At 61.6% G+C, this 18015-nt stretch carries 18 protein-coding genes and 1 riboswitch; of the genes, 8 read left to right on the top strand and 10 right to left on the bottom strand.

All coding sequences use genetic code 11. The annotated features are described in order from the left end of the window. Window positions 1-339: 339 nt before the first annotated feature. From QOC89_RS14390 to QOC89_RS14355, 8 genes are all read right to left on the bottom strand, one after another. Window positions 340-615 (bottom strand): hypothetical protein, encoded by a 276-nt coding sequence (locus QOC89_RS14390; protein ID WP_323045621.1) that lies wholly within the window; start codon window positions 613-615, stop codon window positions 340-342. Window positions 616-712: 97 nt separating this feature from the next. Beyond that, entirely contained in the window at window positions 713-1051 is a 339-nt protein-coding gene (locus QOC89_RS14385) for a hypothetical protein (protein WP_323045620.1), read from the bottom strand. A gap of 224 nt (window positions 1052-1275) precedes the next feature. Next, a complete protein-coding gene (locus QOC89_RS14380; RefSeq protein ID WP_416340404.1) occupies window positions 1276-1599 on the bottom strand; it encodes a hypothetical protein in 324 nt (107 codons plus the stop codon). A gap of 186 nt (window positions 1600-1785) precedes the next feature. After that, entirely contained in the window at window positions 1786-2061 is a 276-nt protein-coding gene (locus tag QOC89_RS14375; protein WP_323045619.1) for a hypothetical protein, read from the bottom strand. A gap of 112 nt (window positions 2062-2173) precedes the next feature. After that, window positions 2174-2434, bottom strand: a complete 261-nt coding sequence (locus QOC89_RS14370; RefSeq protein WP_323045618.1) for a hypothetical protein — start codon at window positions 2432-2434, stop codon at window positions 2174-2176. After that, on the bottom strand, window positions 2434-4788 hold the full coding sequence (locus QOC89_RS14365; protein ID WP_323045617.1) for a DUF6531 domain-containing protein: 2355 nt from the start codon (window positions 4786-4788) through the stop codon (window positions 2434-2436). The genes QOC89_RS14370 and QOC89_RS14365 overlap by 1 nt, the downstream gene beginning before the upstream one ends. A 744-nt stretch (window positions 4789-5532) precedes the next feature. Further along, the gene (locus QOC89_RS14360) at window positions 5533-6279 is read right to left on the bottom strand and encodes a CbtA family protein (RefSeq protein ID WP_323045616.1); all 747 of its coding nucleotides are present in this window, start codon (window positions 6277-6279) and stop codon (window positions 5533-5535) included. Window positions 6280-6290: 11 nt separating this feature from the next. Next, window positions 6291-6512: a CbtB domain-containing protein gene (locus tag QOC89_RS14355; protein ID WP_323045615.1), complete on the bottom strand. Its 222-nt coding sequence runs from the start codon at window positions 6510-6512 to the stop codon at window positions 6291-6293. Window positions 6513-6554: 42 nt separating this feature from the next. After that, a riboswitch (cobalamin riboswitch) is annotated at window positions 6555-6694 on the bottom strand. A 56-nt stretch (window positions 6695-6750) separates the two neighbouring features. Here QOC89_RS14355 and QOC89_RS14350 point away from each other — a divergent pair. The 8 genes from QOC89_RS14350 (at window position 6751) to QOC89_RS14315 (ending at window position 16425) form a co-directional block, all read left to right on the top strand. Next, the gene (locus QOC89_RS14350; protein WP_323045614.1) at window positions 6751-7326 is read left to right on the top strand and encodes a histidine phosphatase family protein; all 576 of its coding nucleotides are present in this window, start codon (window positions 6751-6753) and stop codon (window positions 7324-7326) included. 326 nt (window positions 7327-7652) lie between these two features. Next, window positions 7653-9170, top strand: coding sequence for an ATPase domain-containing protein (locus tag QOC89_RS14345; protein ID WP_323045613.1), 1518 nt, complete (start codon window positions 7653-7655; stop codon window positions 9168-9170). A gap of 4 nt (window positions 9171-9174) precedes the next feature. After that, window positions 9175-10833 carry an ATP-binding protein gene (locus QOC89_RS14340; protein WP_323045612.1) on the top strand — a complete coding sequence of 553 codons (1659 nt, stop codon included), beginning with the start codon at window positions 9175-9177 and terminating at the stop codon, window positions 10831-10833. A gap of 152 nt (window positions 10834-10985) precedes the next feature. Next, window positions 10986-11447, top strand: coding sequence for a MarR family winged helix-turn-helix transcriptional regulator (locus tag QOC89_RS14335; protein ID WP_416340403.1), 462 nt, complete (start codon window positions 10986-10988; stop codon window positions 11445-11447). 6 nt (window positions 11448-11453) lie between these two features. Further along, the gene (locus QOC89_RS14330; RefSeq protein ID WP_323045611.1) at window positions 11454-13556 is read left to right on the top strand and encodes an FUSC family protein; all 2103 of its coding nucleotides are present in this window, start codon (window positions 11454-11456) and stop codon (window positions 13554-13556) included. A gap of 45 nt (window positions 13557-13601) precedes the next feature. Continuing rightward, the gene (locus QOC89_RS14325; RefSeq protein ID WP_323045610.1) at window positions 13602-13811 is read left to right on the top strand and encodes a DUF1656 domain-containing protein; all 210 of its coding nucleotides are present in this window, start codon (window positions 13602-13604) and stop codon (window positions 13809-13811) included. Further along, the gene (locus tag QOC89_RS14320; RefSeq protein WP_323045609.1) at window positions 13808-14839 is read left to right on the top strand and encodes an efflux RND transporter periplasmic adaptor subunit; all 1032 of its coding nucleotides are present in this window, start codon (window positions 13808-13810) and stop codon (window positions 14837-14839) included. The genes QOC89_RS14325 and QOC89_RS14320 overlap by 4 nt, the downstream gene beginning before the upstream one ends. Continuing rightward, complete coding sequence (locus tag QOC89_RS14315) at window positions 14836-16425, top strand: efflux transporter outer membrane subunit (protein WP_323045608.1); 1590 nt, start codon at window positions 14836-14838, stop codon at window positions 16423-16425. Before QOC89_RS14320 ends, QOC89_RS14315 begins: the two co-directional genes overlap by 4 nt. 329 nt (window positions 16426-16754) lie before the next feature. Here the strand turns inward: QOC89_RS14315 and QOC89_RS14310 are convergent, their stop codons facing one another. Both QOC89_RS14310 and QOC89_RS14305 read right to left on the bottom strand, forming a co-directional pair. Beyond that, complete coding sequence (locus QOC89_RS14310) at window positions 16755-17216, bottom strand: (2Fe-2S)-binding protein (protein ID WP_323045622.1); 462 nt, start codon at window positions 17214-17216, stop codon at window positions 16755-16757. Between the two features lie 26 nt (window positions 17217-17242). Further along, window positions 17243-18015, bottom strand: a 773-nt coding sequence (locus QOC89_RS14305; protein ID WP_323045607.1) for a molybdopterin cofactor-binding domain-containing protein, incomplete at its 5' end; no start/stop codon positions are given.

The raw sequence follows: 18015 nt of genomic DNA, 5'->3' as shown, positions 1-18015 counted from the left end.
GAGGCTATCTCAATTGTTGGCTTTTTGATGTGCTATCGAGTACTCATGCAATTGTCGTCGTCGAGTAAGCCGTGCTGGCGAACGCGCGACCAGTCGCATTGCGTCTGATTTTGCCACTCCAATTTTTCGTGGGAGTTGCCAGGCGTTCAGAAGGAACAGGGCGGCGCGCCACTGGACAAACGTGATATGCCGTAGCCTAGACTAAATCTGACGGTGGTCGGTTTCTCCTGCTGTTGCGCGTGGGCGCGGAGGACGTAGTCCGAAGCGGCAGCGCGCGCGGCTTCTGTCCCTTCGGCGCCATGACCAAAGATCAGTCGGATGGCACTCGACCGCAGGTTATCAGGCTTCCGGCGGTTCGTCGATTGGGTGTTGCGTGACCTTCAGATTCTGTTTGATGCCAGGTCGACCCGATGCAATCACATTGAGCACTGCAACTCCAAGTTGTCGCGCTAATTCGTCGTCAAATTCAAATTCTTCATCGTCCAGAAAAAACGATATCTCCATAAGTCCACTTACCAGCGAAGCCAGCTTCGCTGAGTCTACAACTTGCATGATCAACTGCTTCGGCTCGTCGGTGTAGGTCAGAACCATGGAATACGGTGGATGCTTAGTCATCGATACCTTCTGCACTTTGCATAGATTTGGATTGCGCTTCGATTACACATTACGACGACCAAACGCCGGTCGATCATGTCACTCAAGCTCGGCTCAATTATTCTTCCCATAGTCCGTCGATTGGCCGTTGTGTGGCGCTCATGTATTGCTTGATGTCCGGCTGACCGAGCGCAATCAGATTCAGCATGGTTGCACCAAGCCCTCGCGCGAATTCGTCATCAAGCTTGGAATCGAATTCGTCTAGCAGGATCGGTACTGCAAATTGTCCGGATATGAGCGGAGCAAACCTGGACCGATCAACAGCTTGCAAAGCAAATTCTTGACGATTCTCGAGGTAGGTCAAAACCACACAATACGGTGGATGATTAGCCATCAATAACCTCTGCACTTTCGATAATTTTCGAATGCCTGCTGTTTGCTTGGCGCGATGCCGCATGCACTGCCTCTGTGGAAAGCAATCGCGTTGCACATTTCGATTTGAGCTTCAGACTGCGCGAAATATTCGTTCTGAAAATCTTCGGAGGTGCGCGACCCGCGCCGCCGGACGAGGTGAGAAGAGGACGTTTCGCGCTTTCCCGCGCGATACAATCATGCTCGCCCTGGTCCCCTCGGCGCTATGACCAAACGTTGGTCGGTCATGACACTCAACCCTCCGGCCAATTATTCTTCTGCAAGTCTGTCGATTGGGTGTGGCGTGAAAGTCATATATTGTTTGAGTTCCGGCTGACCCAGCGAGATCAGATTGAGAAGCCCCCCTCCAAACCGACGCACAAATTCGTCGTCAAGACTGAAATCGAATTCGTCTAGCAGGATCGGCGCTTCAATTGCCTTAGCCAAAAGCGGAGCCAACCTTGCTGGATCAACCGCTTGCAATATCAACTGTTGACGATCTTCGTCGTAAGTTACAACCACGGAACATCGCGGAAAATCGATCATTAATACCCTCTGTAGTCTCAACGCTTCAGGAACGCCTGCTGCTTTCACGGTGCGACGCCGAATGTGGCGCGCCTGTTGAAAGCAATCACGTTGTACATTTCGATTCGCGCCAAAGTCCGCGCGAAGCATCCTCTCTGTGATGTCCGGAGGCGCGTGGCCCGAGCCTCCGGACGGCGATAAAAAGAGAACAGCTCACACTTTTCCCCCAGGCCCATCGGACTGCCGCGCAGCTTGTTACTGTCCTGATGGTCGCTCGATTGGCTCCTGCGTAACGGTCATGTATTGCTTGATTTCAGGCTGACCCAGCGCACCCGCATTGAGCATTGCGACTCCGAGCCGACGCGCGAACTCGTCGTCAAGCCTGAAATCGAAATCGTCTAGCAGGATAGGCACTGTGAATTTTCCAGCCAGAATCGAGGCCAGCTGGGCTGGTTCAACTAACTGCACATTCAACCGCTGACTGTCCTGATCGTAGTTGAGAACTACGGAACGAGGTGAATCAATATTCATCAATACCCTCTGCACTGTTGATATACGAAAAGGGTGGGTGTCACGCCGGTCCCTTTTGCGTTATAGCTTCCAGTCACGTTCCTTGTGGCTCGCTACTCCACTCGTCCGACGACTAGTCGATTGGATCCTCCGTCACGCTCATGTATCGCCTGATATCCGGCTGCCCGAGTGCAATCAGACTAAGCATCGCAGCTCCAAGCCGACGCGCGAACGCGTCGTCAAGTCTGAAATTGTGCTCGTCTAGCAGGATCGGTGCCTCGAGCGTTCCGGCCACGAGCGGAGCCAGCTTGGCTCGATCAATAGCTTGTACGGCAAACTCTTGACGATCTTCGATGTACGTCAAAACCACGGAATACGGCGGATGCTTAGCCATCAATACCCTCTGCACTCTTGATAGATTTGGAATGCTCTCTGCTTGCACAGCGCGATTGCCCGCGCTCCGCCCATATGCGGAGCTATTGTGTTGCACATGGTCATTTGAGCATCATACTGCGCGAAACACTCAGCTTCGTGCCCCTCCCTGCCACCACACTTAACCATCCCACCATCACCACCTCCAGCTCCGAATAGCCTGTTGTAAAGCATCGCCCTCTTAGCCGAGCCAGTCAGATCCGGCACAAGAGCCGGATACGGAACCTGCGACTGATCGCTCAGCATCAGTTCCGTTGTCTCGCCCCACTCCGGCAGTGTATCGCTCAACTCACTACCAAAAAGCTTCGCCGTAAACTGCGCTTTCCACGCCACATAGCATTCAACACACATATCCGGAACGAAGGCGCCAGCATCAGCCTTGATTCCCGTGAGCATCGGCGGTGGCGCGACCGGATCATTACCCAGCTCCCAGTTGGTCAGCCACACACCCAGTTCAGCGTCGCTGATCGGCTGCCACCACGCGCCGTTAGTCGACACCATCGCCGAACGTGACGACACCGCCCCATTCGCACCATAGTGATAGTCAACCGACAGTACACGGGACAGTCCGCCATTTACCGAACTCGCCGGTTCGCTATACTGAAACGCCTTAACGCGACCACGCTCGTCGTAAGCGATGCTCGCCTGACCGCTATTGCCCGCTATCTGTGTTGCACGGTTCGCCGCGTTACGCTCGAGCGTTCGCATCGACCAACCCGACACAGCATCCTTCGTCGTTGCGATGTTGCCTTTTATGTCGTAGGTATAAGTCCAGTCCTCAAGCTTTTGCCCGTCCTGAATGACCGTGGCCGACACAAGACGCCCGCCGCCGTCATAACGAGCGCCGACCGTCATCTTGCTGCCCGTGCCGGCCGCCTGCAGCCCCTGTTCGCCTGTCAGATCAGTGGTTTGCACCTCCGCGTAACCTGTGGCGTTGCCTTGCGCGTCGTAGACGAACGCGCGAATCTTGCCCGGCGTTGCGACAAGATACGGCCGCAACGAACTAGCATCGGCGTACTCAATCGTCGTGACGGTCTTTTTTCCGGCAACGGTTGCAATTGCCTTCGTTGGCCGGTTGGCGCTGTCCCAGGTGTACTGGACACCCCCATCGGGCGTCTGCCTCTGCTTCAGGTTCCCTGCCGCATCCCACGTCCTCGATACCGCACCGGCTGGCGTAGTAATTGACCGGGGGCGCAACGTATCTCCGCTATCAAAAGCGTAAGTGCTGATGCCGGACATGTCGCTGAGCGTCGTCGTGCCCGAAAGATAGCTGAGCGATACATTCCGCGTCGTGTCGGGATGCGTGACCGAGATTGCACGCCCGCTAGAATCGTAGGTCCACGTTGCAATCCGCGAACCGGATTCGTCCTTCACGCCGGTCAGTGCGTTCGGAAAGCGGGCGTCCTCGTACAGATACTGACGAACGTGGTAATAGGGTGCCGTTACCGAAGCAAGATTGCCTTTCCCGTCGTAGGCATATTCCGTGGGCATTCCCAAAGGATCGACCAGGGTAACGATACGGTCGCTACTGTCGTATTCCACACGAATTGACGTCGCCGCTGCCGGTATTACGTTATCGGCCGGCCACTCGGCGATCGATGACAGACGCTGCTTGCCGTCATAGAAAACCTTGCGGATCACACCCGTGCGGGTCGTTTCCGAATAGAACTTGCCAGTGGTGTCCGAATAGGTTTCCGTCGTACCAAGCAGTTCGTCCTTCAGGTCGAAGTACCCGTCGCCTGCTTTCGTCAGGGAAAGACCAGCGGCTCCTGGCACGCCCCACGCTCCGCCAATCCACTTGAATGTGAGAGGTTGTCCGTTACCCCGATAAGCCGCGATTTTCGGTGTGCTCGCATTGACTGCCGACAGATCGAGCCTTCGCTGCCAGTTGTTGACCCAGTAGCCGCCCATCGCGGTCTGCGTTTTGTCGTAGGGTTTCGAAAGATAGGTACGCCTGAAGACGAGTGGAGACGTGTCGCCGCTTGCAAAGTCAGTTTCAGAAAGCGTGACGATGCCGTGTGCTGGAAACACCGGGTCTGCCACCGGGCAGGAGTCGTCAGTTGGCGTTTCGGTTGCGTTGCACCACTGCTCGATCAGGGCGAGATCATTGATACAGGCGTGGTTACCCATCCCGCCTGGCGTATTGCTAGTCACGTCAATCTTGCAAGACTTTGAACCGGGCGTTGCGCCAGATTTTGAGTAAAGCGTAAAACAATCGTCCGCGTTGGCGGCAAACGCGACCGTCAACAACATGAATGCGGCAAGCAGGCGCGTCGCCATGCCTACCGGTCCCTCCTGGCGTTTTTTCTTTTTCATAGTCATCCTTATTGGTTGTACTTGTTTGAAACACAAGCACCCTATAAGGAAGACTCCATCGCGGGAATCCGACAAATCCTAAACTTGCGATGTCCTTGCACTGTCACAACCGAAGCTCTCGACACGGTCAGCACACCCCGTGGGAAATCACGAAGGACCATGTAGTCAACCAACAAGTAGCGACGACGGCACGAGAAAAGCAGACGCAGGAAAGCCCTCGCGACTAATCCAGTCACGAGACATTTCTGTGCAAAAGTAGATGGAGGCAAAGAGGCCCGATCGGGCCGAGAAGAAAGTGACTGTGTGTCCGCGCAAAAAACGAAGCGACGCGTCAGCCGCTAGCGTTCGAGCGAACACCAAAGAGTTATCCCCGTTTTTTGCTCAGAAGGCTGTGGATAATGTTCCGACAACAGCCTTAAGTATTTGATCCGCTTATCTTCCGGCACGCTGCGCGCGATAACAACGCGCCTGTCGCCAGACGCCACTCACGCGGCGTGACATCGGATGTACCGGCCTCAGGCAAAACAGGGGCAACCAGACGATTCGCATGTCGTGATGCAGCCTGGGAACTTGTCCACAGAAAATGTTCAGAAGCCTGTGGATAACATTCTGGCAAGCGCGCCAAGTACTTGATGTATTGGACTTCTCTCGCGCTGCACGTCGGCACGGCCGCGTGTGCGGACGTGCCTTTCGCGTCAAAAATAAGCGGACTTCGCCGCGGCCTTCATGACCGCGCCGCCCTTATCAAAGGTAAGCAGACTTCGCCGTGCCCCGGCTCGGGGAAACCAGCAGTTTGCTCCGCTCGACCATTGCACCGAACAGCAGCCCGATGGTCGTCCACATAATCACCTGCATCCCGATTGCCGCGACGCGGAACTTCCACAACAGCACCGCCGGGAAAGCCGCCGGGACTTCGTTGATCACCGGCATCGACAACTGCACGGCAGCGATGATCACGACGAACACCACGCCGGCCACGATCGAGCCATTCCACGCGCCCCACTTCAGCGCCATGCGGCGCCGCACCTTCAGCGAAAACACCATTGCGGCCAACGAGATCGCAATCATCAGAAAGAACAAGCCGGTCCGCGTCCCGATCGTTTCGGGGTCGCCCACCGAAGGTGGATTCGCCGGATATTTGATGTTCGGGACAATCACCAGTGTGACAAACGCGCCAAGCGCCAGCCACGCGGACAACGCACGCGCACTCAACGCGCCGACGCGGCCATACGCAAACGCGAACACCAATGAGAACAGCCCGCCGAAAGCGGCGCCATACGTCACCACGCCGGTCAACAATCCGAGACCCGCTTGCGTACCGCGGCTCACCAGTTCGGGTTCGGGCGCTTCGCCTTTGGCGGCGTCGACCTTTTCTTCGAAGGAAATCGCCTGATCGACCTGCGGCTCTCCCACCAATCTGGCGAAGCCGAACGTGAGCAATCCCGCGGCAATGCCTGCAAGCATGCCGCGTACCAACAATTTACCAACCATGTTCGACTCCGTTAGTGGCAGGGAAAGCCAAGCAGATGGCGGCCGTCGTGCACGAACTCATGCACATACATGCCAGGCACGAGCGACGTGGCGCCTTCTTCGGCCCCAACGAAGTAGATCGCGAGCAACAGCAGCAGGCCGCCGAACACGACCCAGGGTAGCAACTCACGCAGCGGGATCGGCGTGGGTTGAACAACGGGCTGGCTCGCGGAATCGAAAACAGCGTTGGACATAATGGACGTCTCCTGGGGGTAACGCGCCCCGATAGTCGATTGAAAAGAGATGCTGCGAAGTTTGGGTCTGGCTTTCGGCTCGTGAATGCCGAATACAGTGGCGCGACCGCGCCGGGCTCTCACCGGCTTCCGCGCTTCGCAGTGCCGCTATTCTACGCGCTAAACTTGACGTCCCGGCTACGCGGAGCATGCGCCTCATGCGTCCTACTTTAGTCCGGCCTCCATGGGAATCAACTGAATGGACACAAGGCTGCTGCTGATCAGCCACGCAGCGACCGCGGCGATGCGCGCGGGCCGCTTCCCCGCCGACGATCCGCTCGACGCACGCGGCCTCGCCGAAGCAGACACCGCGCGAGCGCGCCTGTCGATTCCGAGGGATGCGGCGGCTTTCGTCAGCCCTTCGGTTTGCGCGCGCGAGACGGCGTCGGTCTTGGGTCTCAGCGCGGTGATTGACGAGGGACTGGCGGATGTGGACTACGGTCGTTGGCATGGCCGCCGTCTCGCCGATCTCGGCGCCCAAGCGCCGCAAGACCTCGCCGCATGGACACACGACCCCGATGCCGCCGCCCACGGCGGCGAATCATTCAGTCAGGTCGTGAAGCGGATAGGGAACTGGCTCGATGCGTTGGAGGAAGCATCGTGCAATACGCAAAACGTCGTGGCGGTGACGCACGCACCGTTGATTCGGGCTGCCATTGTTCACGCGCTCGGCGCGTCGCCGCAGGTGTTTTCGCACATCGAGATCGCGCCGCTTTCGGTAGTCGAGTTGCGGCGCTCGCGACGCAGATGGACATGGTGGCCGGCGTCGCAATAACGGCCGCCGCAACACTTGCCGCGTGCGGACAACCCATTCGAACCCGCATGCGCCGACTCACTGACCCGAGACAACCAACCTCAGCTTGTTCGAACCGGCCGGCGTCAACGTGATATCGGTCCGCGTGGCCCGCGTCCCTGCTTTATCGAACTGGTGAAGGAGCGCGTTCGCGGCTAACTGCTCCGGGACTTTTGCAACGAAGCCGCAAAGGCCTGAAACCGGTGAAACCAGGTTGGACCAGCGAGGCAACGCCCGTAGGCATACAAATTGCGTTCGATCCGCACCGGCTCGCAAAACAACGCCCACATCGACGCACTCGCTACGCTATGCCCAATACACCTGCTACCACTTCAGCGGCCCGCCTCTCCTCCGGAATCGAGGGCATCGACGACATTCTCGGCGGCGGCATCACTCCCCACCGCATGTACCTTGTCGAAGGCGCGCCCGGCACAGGTAAAACTACCCTTGCGTTGCAATTTTTACTCAAGGGCGTGGCAGAAGGCCAGGTGGGCTTGTACATCACGCTGTCCGAGACACGCGCCGAGTTGATCTCGGTGGCGGCCAGCCACGGCTGGGACCTCAGCCAGTTCACGATTCTTGAACTGCTGTCCGACGAAGGCCTCGATCCGCGCTACGAGCAAACCGTACTGCACCCGGCCGAAGTCGAGCTCGGGGAAACCGTGCGCAACGTCATCGAGCAGGTCGACGAACTCAAGCCCGCGCGCATCGTGCTGGACAGCCTCTCCGAATTGCGTCTGCTGTCGCAGAATCCGTTGCGCTATCGCCGGCAGATTCTCGCGCTCAAACGCTACTTCGCCACCCGCGAATGCACGGTGCTGCTACTCGACGACAATTCGTCCGACCCCGGCGACATCCAGTTGCACAGCATCGCGCATGGCGTGATCGCGCTCGACAATCTCGTGCACGACTACGGCGGCAACCGGCGGCGCATGCGCGTCGCCAAGATGCGCGGTATCAAGTTCCGCGAGGGCTACCACGACTTCACGCTCGACACGGGCGGGATCCACGTTTATCCCCGCCTGGTCGCGGCCGAGCATCACGCTGCGTTCAAGACCGACGCGCTGAGCACCGGCACGGATGGCCTCGACGCGCTGCTCGGCGGCGGCCTGATCCCCGGCACCAACGCGCTGATGATCGGCCCGTCGGGTGTCGGCAAAACCACCACGGTGGTGTCGTGCCTGATCGCGGCGCTCGAACGGGGCGAGCGCTGCGTGTACTACGTATTCGACGAAACCCTCACCACGCTGATGGTCCGCTGCGCGACGCTCGGTATGTACCTCGCGCCGCACGTCGAAAGCGGCTTGCTGACGCTGCGCCAGATCGATCCGGCGGAAATCTCGCCTGGCGAATTCGCAAGCGACGTGCGCAACTCGGTCGAAAACAAGGGCGTCAAATACGTCGCCATCGACAGTCTGAACGCCTATCTCCAGGCCATGCCCGGCGAGCGCTATCTGCTGCTGCAGATGCATGAACTGCTCGGCTATCTGAACCAGCAAGGCGTCGTCACGATGCTGGTGCTCGGTCAGCACGGCATCATCGGCGAAGTGCAGAACGATCTCGACATCAGCTATCTGAGCGACGTGGTCGTGCTATTCCGCTACTTCGAACATCAGGGCGAAGTGCTGACGGCCGTGACCGCCGTGAAGAGCCGCGCCAACGCGCACGAACGCTCGATCCGCCAGTTCCGGCTCGGCCGCGGCGGCGTGGAGGTGGGCGAGGTATTGCGCGACTTCGAAGGCGTGCTTTCCGGCCTGCCTGCCTATCGCGGCAGCACCGCCCTGCTAGGCGCGCAGGATCGTCTCATCGACACGTCGCGGCAGTAACGATATGGAGCAACGCGTCCTTATCCTGGCGCCGTTTGGCCGCGACGCCGATGTGATTGCCGAAGTCCTGCAGAAGGACGCCCGCACCTGCGTTGCTTGCCGCAACGCCAATGTCCTCGCCGAGGCGCTCGACGCCGGCGCGGGCAGCGCGCTGATCGCCGAGGAGGCCCTCGCGGACGGCCAGGCAGCGCGTCTGTTCGACTGGCTCGACCAGCAGCCGGCGTGGTCCGACTTCCCCTTCATTCTGCTCGCCGCCAATCGCGTCGGACGCCGCTCGGCACGCAGCCTCGAAGTGCTCGAACGGCTCGGCAACGTGGTGGTGCTCGAGCGCCCGCTGAACTCGGAAACGCTGCGGCGCGCGGTGGGCTCGGCGCTGCGGGCGCGCTCGCGGCAGTACGAATCGCGCCGCCATCTGGCCGAGCTGATCGAGGCGAAAGAGGCGCTGGTGCAACTCAACGATTCGCTGGAGAGCCGCATCGCCGAGCGCACCCATGAGCTCGCGTCCGCCAACAACCGGCTGATGATGGAGATTCACGAGCGCGCCAAAGTGCAAGCCGTGCTGGTGCAATCGCAGAAGATGGAAGCGCTCGGACAGCTCACCGGCGGCATTGCGCACGACTTCAACAATCTGCTGAATGTGATCATGGTCAACTCGGAGTTGATCGCGCGGGTGAGCAGCGACGATCGCATCCGCGCCATGGCCGCCACCGTCAAACGCGCCACCGAGCGAGGCGCGAAACTGACGGGCCAGTTGCTGACCTTCTCGCGCAACAGCAATCTCGATCTGAAAGCGGTGGACATGGTGACCTTGCTGCAAGGCATGCGCGACATCATCACCGTGTCGCTCGGTTCGAGCATCCGTTACACCACCGAATTCGATTGCGAGGAAATGTGGACCCAGGCCGACGCCAATCAGCTCGAACTGGCCATCCTCAATCTGGCGATCAATGCGCGCGACGCGATGCCCAATGGCGGCCAGCTCGCCATTCACGTGAAACAGCGCACGGCCCCCGATCAAACGCTCGACGAGGGCCAATATATCGTGCTCGAAGTCGCCGACACCGGCTCGGGGATCGCGCCCGACGTGGTCTCCCGCGTGTTCGATCCGTTCTTCACGACCAAGCCGATCGGCAAAGGCACGGGCCTCGGCTTGAGTCAGGTCTACGGCATCGCGCGGCAAGCCGGCGGCACCGCACGCCTGTTCAGTGAAGAACGGGTGGGCACCACGGTGGAGATCTGGCTGCCGTTGCGTGAGCGGGTGGTCTCGCAGACTGAAGTGGTCTCCGACGTCGAGGAGAATGCAGTCGGCGTAAAGCGCGTGCTGGTCGTGGAAGACGACGGTGAAGTGCGCGCGATGCTGGTCGAGTGTTTGCGCATGCTCGGCTACACCGTGACCGAAGCCGCCGACGGACAGGCCGGGCTAAATCGTTTGCAAGACGACAACCCCGACTTGCTGATGGTCGACTTCGCGATGCCGGGCATGAACGGCATCGACGTGATCGCGGCAGCGCGCAAGATGCGCGAGGACCTGCCCGTGATCCTCGCGACCGGTTATGCGGACGTGGACATTTCGGGCCTCGCCGTCAAGCGTTGCACGATCTTGCGCAAGCCTTTCCAGCTCGACGACCTCGCGCGCACCGTCAGACTCGGTCTCGCGGCCTGAGAACACCATGCGGGGCGGACATCAGGACACGCCCGCTCGCTGAAACAGCTCGCCTTGGGCTTCAGACTGCAACCCCACTCCAGGGAGTGTCTTCACAAATTTTCGTAAATCAATAGTTTGCTAACGAATATTTTGGAAATACAATACCGGCCATGTCGAATCTCGATATCTTGCGCCGCACCGTCAGCAGCACGCTGGTCGTCGCTGCCAGAAAATGGCGGCGCACGAGCCACGGCGTGCTCGCGGCCTTCAACGTCTCCGAGGCGTGCGCCACGCCGCTGCTCACCGCCAGCCGTCTCGGCGAAGCGGTGCGGCAGGTCACGCTGGCCGAATACATTGGTATTGAAGGGCCATCGCTCGTGCGGCTGCTCGATCAGTTGTGCGCGGCCGGCCTGATGCGCCGTGACGAAGACCCGGAGGACCGGCGCGCCAAGACCGTGGTGCTCACCGAGGAAGGCCGCGCCGTCACGGCAAAAATGGAAGAAGAACTCGTCACGCTGCGGGCGCAAGCTTTGAAAGGCATCTCACGCAGCGATCTCGAGGCGACCTTGCGCGTGCTGAATGCTTTCACGGCCGACGCGGCGCCACCGCAGAATGGCGGAGAGTCCGAGTAACGGCTTATGGTCTATCCCTCCATTCGCGACTGGCTGTTCTCCGTCAAGACTTTTGCGGCGGCGATGATCGCGCTCTACATTGGCCTCGCACTCGAGCTGCCGCGTCCGTACTGGGCGATGGCCACCGTCTACATCGTGTCGAATCCGTTTGTCGGCGCGACCCGCTCCAAGGCGCTTTATCGTGCGCTCGGCACCGCGCTCGGTGCCTCGGCCGCGGTGCTGCTGGTGCCGCCGTTCGTCGAATCGCCGTATCTGTTCAGCGTGGTCGTCGCGTTGTGGACCGGCACGCTGCTGTATCTGGCGGTGGCCGATCGCACCGCGCGCAGCTATGTGTTCATGCTGGCGGCCTACACCATGCCGATCATCGCGTTGCCTTCGGTGACGAATCCGGCGGGCGTGTTCGATCTGGCGATCAGCCGCACTGAAGAGATCACGCTCGGCATCGTGTGCGCGAGCATCGTCGGCAGTTCGCTGTTTCCCAGCCGGCTCGCGCCCACCATCATCGAGCGGACCGACGCATGGTTTCGCGACGCCGCGTTCTATACGACCGAAACGCTCTCCGGGCGCATTGCCGGCGCGGCGATCTCGGGGGCGCGCCAGCGGATCGCGGCCACGATCAACGGGCTGGAACTGCTGCTGAGCCAACTCGCTTATGACCATACGCGGCCGGACATTCTGGCCCGTACTCACGAGCTGCGCGGGCGCATGCAGTTGCTGCTGCCCATGACGTCGGCGCTGGCCGATCCACTGATCGCCCTCTACAACAGCGGCCGGCAGACATGGCCCGAGGGTCTCGAGGCATTGCTCAACGACGTCATCCAGTGGTTCGAGGCGCCGCTGCCCGCAGCCAGCCGCGGCAACCACCCCGACCTCGCCGCCGACGCGCTGCGCGCACGCATCGCGGCGATGCAGCCGACGCCGGCCGCACTCGCGAGCTGGGACGGGGCGCTGCTTTCGAACGCGCTGTGGCGCATGACACAGGTGATCGACGTGTGGCAGGACTGCCGCTCGCTGCGCATCATCATCACGCGCGAAGAAGGCTCGTGGCGGCCACGCTTTCGCCACTGGCGGCTCGGCGGCACCGAGCGTTTCTTCGACCGCGGCATCATGCTGTTTTCAGCGGTTTCGGCGGGCGCCGCGGTGGTCCTCGCGTGCAGTCTGTGGATCAGTTCGGGCTGGGCGGACGGTGCCAGCGCGGTGACGTTGGCGGCGGTGGCCTGCTGCTTCTTCGCCGCGCTCGACGAGCCCGCGCCCCTGGTGTTCAGGTTCTTCGTCGCCACGGCGATCGCCGTAGCGGCCGCCGGCGTCTATCTGTTCGCCGTGCTGCCGCACGTGCATGATTTCGCGATGCTGGTCATCCTGTTCGCCGCGCCGTTCATTCTGGTCGGCACCTTGATGCCGCGCCCTCAGTTCAACCTGGTCACAGTGCTGGTGGCCGTCAACACAGCCACCTTCATCAGCATTCAGGATGCCTACTCGGCTGACTTCCTGATCTTCATCAACAGCAATCTCGCGGGCCTCGCCGGCTTGCTCTACGCCTATCTGTGGACCCGCGTGACGCGGCCGTTCGGTGCCGAACTCGCGGCCTCGCGGCTGTTGCGTTCCAGCTGGGCCGACGTGGCGCTGACCGCATCCACACGCACGATCGACGACCCCCGCAATCTCGCCGCGCGCATGCTCGACCGCCTGATGCAGCTGATCCCGCGTCTTGCCGCCACGGACGACCATCGCCATCCGTCGATCGAAAGCTTCCGCGATCTGCGCATTGCTTTCAATGCCCTCGACTTGCGCCGCCTGGCCCGCAAGCTCGGTGGCGATGCGCCGGCCGCGATCGCGCATGTGCTCGAGGACGTGCAGCAATACTTCGAATCGTGTGTCGATCTGCGGGTGCGCCAGCCGGTGCCCGAAAGCTTGATGTCGTCGATCGACGCCGCCGTGGCGCGTGTCACGGCCCAAGGGCTCGCCAACGCCGAAGCACCGAACGCGACCTCGCCGACCTCGGCGCGCCAATTGCGGGAAGCGCTGCACGCGCTGGTCGGCTTGCGTCTTTCGCTGTTTCCGGCCACGCTGATCACACCCGCGCCGCCCGAACCGGAGGCCGCTGCCTGATGCGCCTGTCCGCCACTCCCATTCACCCCTTTGCCCATTCTCGCGATGATCGGTGAAATCGATATCTTCGGCGTGTTCGTGCCGGCCGTGCTCGTGCTGATGTTGATCGCCTATCTGATCAACCTGGGCATTCGCACAGTGCTCGCGCGCGTCGGCTTTTACCGCTTCGTCTGGCACCGTTCCATTTTCGATCTCGGCATCTATGTGCTGGTGCTGGGCCTTGTCGTCGTCGTTTCGCACAGACTAATAACGTGAAAAAAACCTGGTTCTCCGTCGGTCAAATTCTGCTGACCCTGATCGTCGTGGTGGTGGCAGCCTTCGTGCTGTGGAAACTGGTCGACTACTACATGTTCGCGCCGTGGACTCGCGACGGACACGTGCGCGCCGACGTGATCCAGGTCGCACCGGATATCTCGGGTCTGATTTCATCGGTCGAGGTGGCGGATAACCAGCAGGTCAAGCAAGGCCAGGTGCTGTTCGTGATCGATCAGGCCCGCTATGCGCTCGCTCTGCGCCAGGCGCAGGCCACCGCGCAGCAGCGCCGCGCCACCCTCGACCAGGCGCGCCGCGAAGATGCGCGCAATCGCCAGTTGGGCAACCTGGTCGCGGCCGAAGTCGCGGAAGAAAGCCGCTCGCGTGTCGAAACAGCGGAGGCCGCGCTCGCCGATGCGAACGTGGCGATCGATACCGCCAGGCTAAATCTGCAACGCACCACGATCGTGAGTCCGGTGGACGGTTATCTGAACGACCGCGCGCCGCGTGCCGGCGAGTTCGTCTCCGCGGGGCGCGCGGTGCTCGCGGTGGTGGATATGCATTCGTTCCGTGTCGACGGTTATTTCGAAGAAACCAAGATGCGCGGCATCGACATCGGCCAGCAAGTCGATATTCAGGTGATGGGCGAGCCGACTGTTCTGCGCGGTCATGTGCAAAGCATCGTCGCGGGGATCGAGGACCGCGACCGCACACAAGGGTCGAATTTGCTGCCGAATGTCAATCCCGCGTTTAGCTGGGTGCGGCTGGCGCAGCGGATTCCGGTGCGCGTGGCGCTCGACGAGGTGCCCGCCGACTTTCGTCTGATCGCCGGGCGTACGGCGACGGTGTCGGTGCGTGATCTGTCGCCGACCGGTAAACCGCGTCCGGCTGCGGGGGCTTCGGGCGCGGTGGATGCGTCGGCGGCTTCGGCTTCGGCTTCGGCTTCGGCTTCGGCCGCTGTTCCGGCGGTCTCTGCTGCTTCGGCTGCGCAGCCGGCATCTGCTGCCGTCATGTCGGGCGCATCGCAATGAAGCTGTCGCGTGCCCTGCCCTCATTGCCGCGGCTGCCGCTGTTGCCGCTGTTGCCGCGATTGCCTCGATTGCCGCTATTACCGCTGTTGCCGCTGTTGCCATTAGCCTTGGCGCTCAACGGCTGCATGAACGTCGGCCCGGATTACGCGCTGCCGAAGCAGGCGCTGGTCAACGCGCCCCTCGCCAATGCACCGATCGAAGGCGCCGACGCCAAACTGACCACCCGGCAGGACGTGCCCGCGGTCTGGTGGAAGCTCTATGACGATCCGGTGCTCAACAGCCTCGTCGACGCAGCGCTGCAATCGAATACCGACCTACGCGTAGCGGCGGCCAATCTCGCGCGTTCGCGTGAAGCGCTGGGCGTCGCGCAAGCGCAAGGCGGCTTCTCCGGCAAGACGTCGGCGGCCTTCGAGCGGGCTCAGGAATCCGCCGAGCAATATCTGCTCTTCAACAAACTGCCGGTCGCTAACGAAGGCGACATCGGCGTCAGCATCTCGTACGAAATCGACCTGTTCGGCAAACTGCGGCGAGGCGTCGAAGCGGCGGCGGCTGACACGGAATCCGTGCAAGCGGCCGGCGATCTCGCGCGAATCACGGTAGTGGCCGACGTGGTGCGCTCTTACGTCGAACAATGCTCTGCCGCCGAGGAGCTCAGGATCGCGCAGCAGTCGCTGGCGTTGCAGAAGCAGCGTGTGGACGTGTCGCGCCGATTGCGCGACGCGGGCCGCGGCAATCAGCCTGACGTGACACGCGGGCAGACTCAGGTCGATACCTTGTCGGCGGATATTCCGCGCTATACGGCGCGCCGCCAGATCGCGCAATACCGGCTCGCGGCGCTGCTGGCGCGCGCACCGTCCGGTTTGCCGCCGGCCGTGCTGGCCTGCAACACGCTGCCGCAAATCCGCCAGCCGATCCCGGTCGGCGACGGCGCCGCGCTGCTCAAGCGCCGCCCGGACGTGCGCGAGGCCGAGCGCCAACTGGCGGCTTCGACGGCACGCATCGGCGTCGCAACCGGCGCGTTGTATCCCACGGTGAGCATTGGGGCGTCCGCGGGTTTGACCGGGATTCTCGAAGACCTTGGCACGTCGCCCACGGCCCGCTGGGCCTTCGGTCCGTTAATCAGCTGGACGTTTCCCGCCAACGGCGCGCGTGGCCGGGTCCGCGAAGCGGCAGCGTCGAGCAACGTGGCGCTGGCGAAGTTCGACGGCGTCGTGCTGACCGCGTTGCGCGAAACAGAGACAAACCTCGCAACCTATGCGTCGGACGCCGCCCGCGCCGACGCTCTGCGTGCCGCGTTGAAATCGGCGACCGAGTCGGCGGATGAAACGCATCGGCTGTATGCAGCCGGACGCGAGTCGTTCATTTCGGATCTCGACGCGACGCGCACGTTGACTTCGACGAAGGCTCAGGTCGCGGCCGCGGAAGGTCAGGTGGCGATCGATCAGGTCAACCTGTTCCTCGCGCTTGGCGGTGGCTGGGAGATTGATGCGCAGACGGCGCCGGGCGCTACGGGAGCGGGGGCAGCGACTCCCCCTGCTGCCGCGACGGTTAACGCCGTACCATCTACGGCCACAAAAGCGCCGTGACAGGTTTTGCTCGACTCGGGGCGGCGAGCCGGCCATGGCCTGGGCCCTCCCGCTCCACTCATCCGGGTAAATCGCTATCATTGACAAGCTTTCTTTTACCTTTCAATTCAGGTTAAATACGAGCCTCAACACACGTTTCGGGGTCACGTATGTCGCATTTCCTGCAAGGCGCAGCCACACTCGGCGGTTGTATCGGCGTTTTTACGGTAGTTGTCGCGGTCGTGGAGATGCTGGCGAATTGAGTTCGCCTGGATGGCGAGCGGCGCGTGATCGGCGTGTCATCGGCGAGTGAGCGGCAAGCGCCTTCGCCCGCCTCCACATTTTCAGCCCTAAGCGGGCCGCCGCTTCGCGGCCGCCTGATGAATCGCCGCCCGCACCCTCGGGTACGTGCCGCAACGGCACACGATGTTGGACATCGCCGCGTCGATGTCCGCATCGGTGGGATCAGGCTTCTGCTTGAGCAGCGCGCACGCGGCCATCAACTGCGCGCTTTGGCAGTAGCCGCACTGCACCACGTCGAGATCGATCCACGCCGCTTTTAGCGCCTGCGCTTGCGCGCCCTGCACGCCTTCAATGGTCGTGATCTTTTGCGAGTGCAAGCTCGACATGAGCGTCTGGCAGGCCAGGCCCGCCTTGCCGTCCAGATGGATCGTGCACGCGCCGCAAATGCCCACGCCGCAGCCGAACTTGGTGCCGGTCATGCCGAGGTCGCAACGCAGCACCCACAGCAGCGGCATATCCGGTTCGGCTTGCACGGCCACCGCCCGGCCGTTGATGTTCAGCGATCCCATGCTTGTCTCCGTCACTCCGATGCGTTTCATGCGAGCCTCAACGGCAACGCGCGCAAGCGCTGGCCGGTCAGCGCGAAGATCGCGTTGGCCACCGCCGGCGCGACCGGCGGCACGCCCAGTTCGCCGACGCCTTGCGGGTGCAGCTGGCTCGGCATGATGTCGGTTTCGATCAGCGGGCAATCGTTCATCCGCACGACGGGGAAGTCGACGAAGTTCTGCTGCGTCACCTGTCCGGCCTCGATGGTGATTTCGTCCTGCAACGCTGCCGAGAGGCCGAACACGATCCCGCTCTCCATCTGCTGACGAATCAGGTTGGGGTTCACGGGCAGTCCACAGTCGATCACGCAAATCACCCGATGCACGCGAATCTGTTTGTTCGGACCGACCGATACTTCCGCTACTTGCGCGACGACACTGCCGAACGCTTCGTGCAGCGCAACACCGCGCGCCTGCTTGCTGCCGTCGGCGCGGTAAGTCATTGGATGGTCCCAATCCGATAGCGCGGCAACGCGCCTCAACACTGCCAGGTGACGCGGATGCTGCGCGAGCAGCGACGCGCGAAACGCAATGGGGTCCTGACCGGTGGCGACGGCGAGTTCGTCGGTAAAGCCCTCGGTGAAAAACGCCTGATGCGAATGGCCGACCGCTCGCCAGAACCCCACCGGCACCGGCAATTCGACGATCTTGTGTGCCACACGCGCGCTGGGCCATTCGTAGGGCTGATCGAACGCGCCTTCGCAGCTGGTCTTGTCGAGCGGGATGCGGGGCGCGCCGTAGTAACGCGCAAGCGCTCCCGGCA

The sequence above is a fragment of the Paraburkholderia sp. genome (assembly GCF_034668105.1).
Lineage (GTDB): Bacteria > Pseudomonadota > Gammaproteobacteria > Burkholderiales > Burkholderiaceae > Paraburkholderia.
This window is presented reverse-complemented; position numbering and strand designations above follow the sequence as displayed.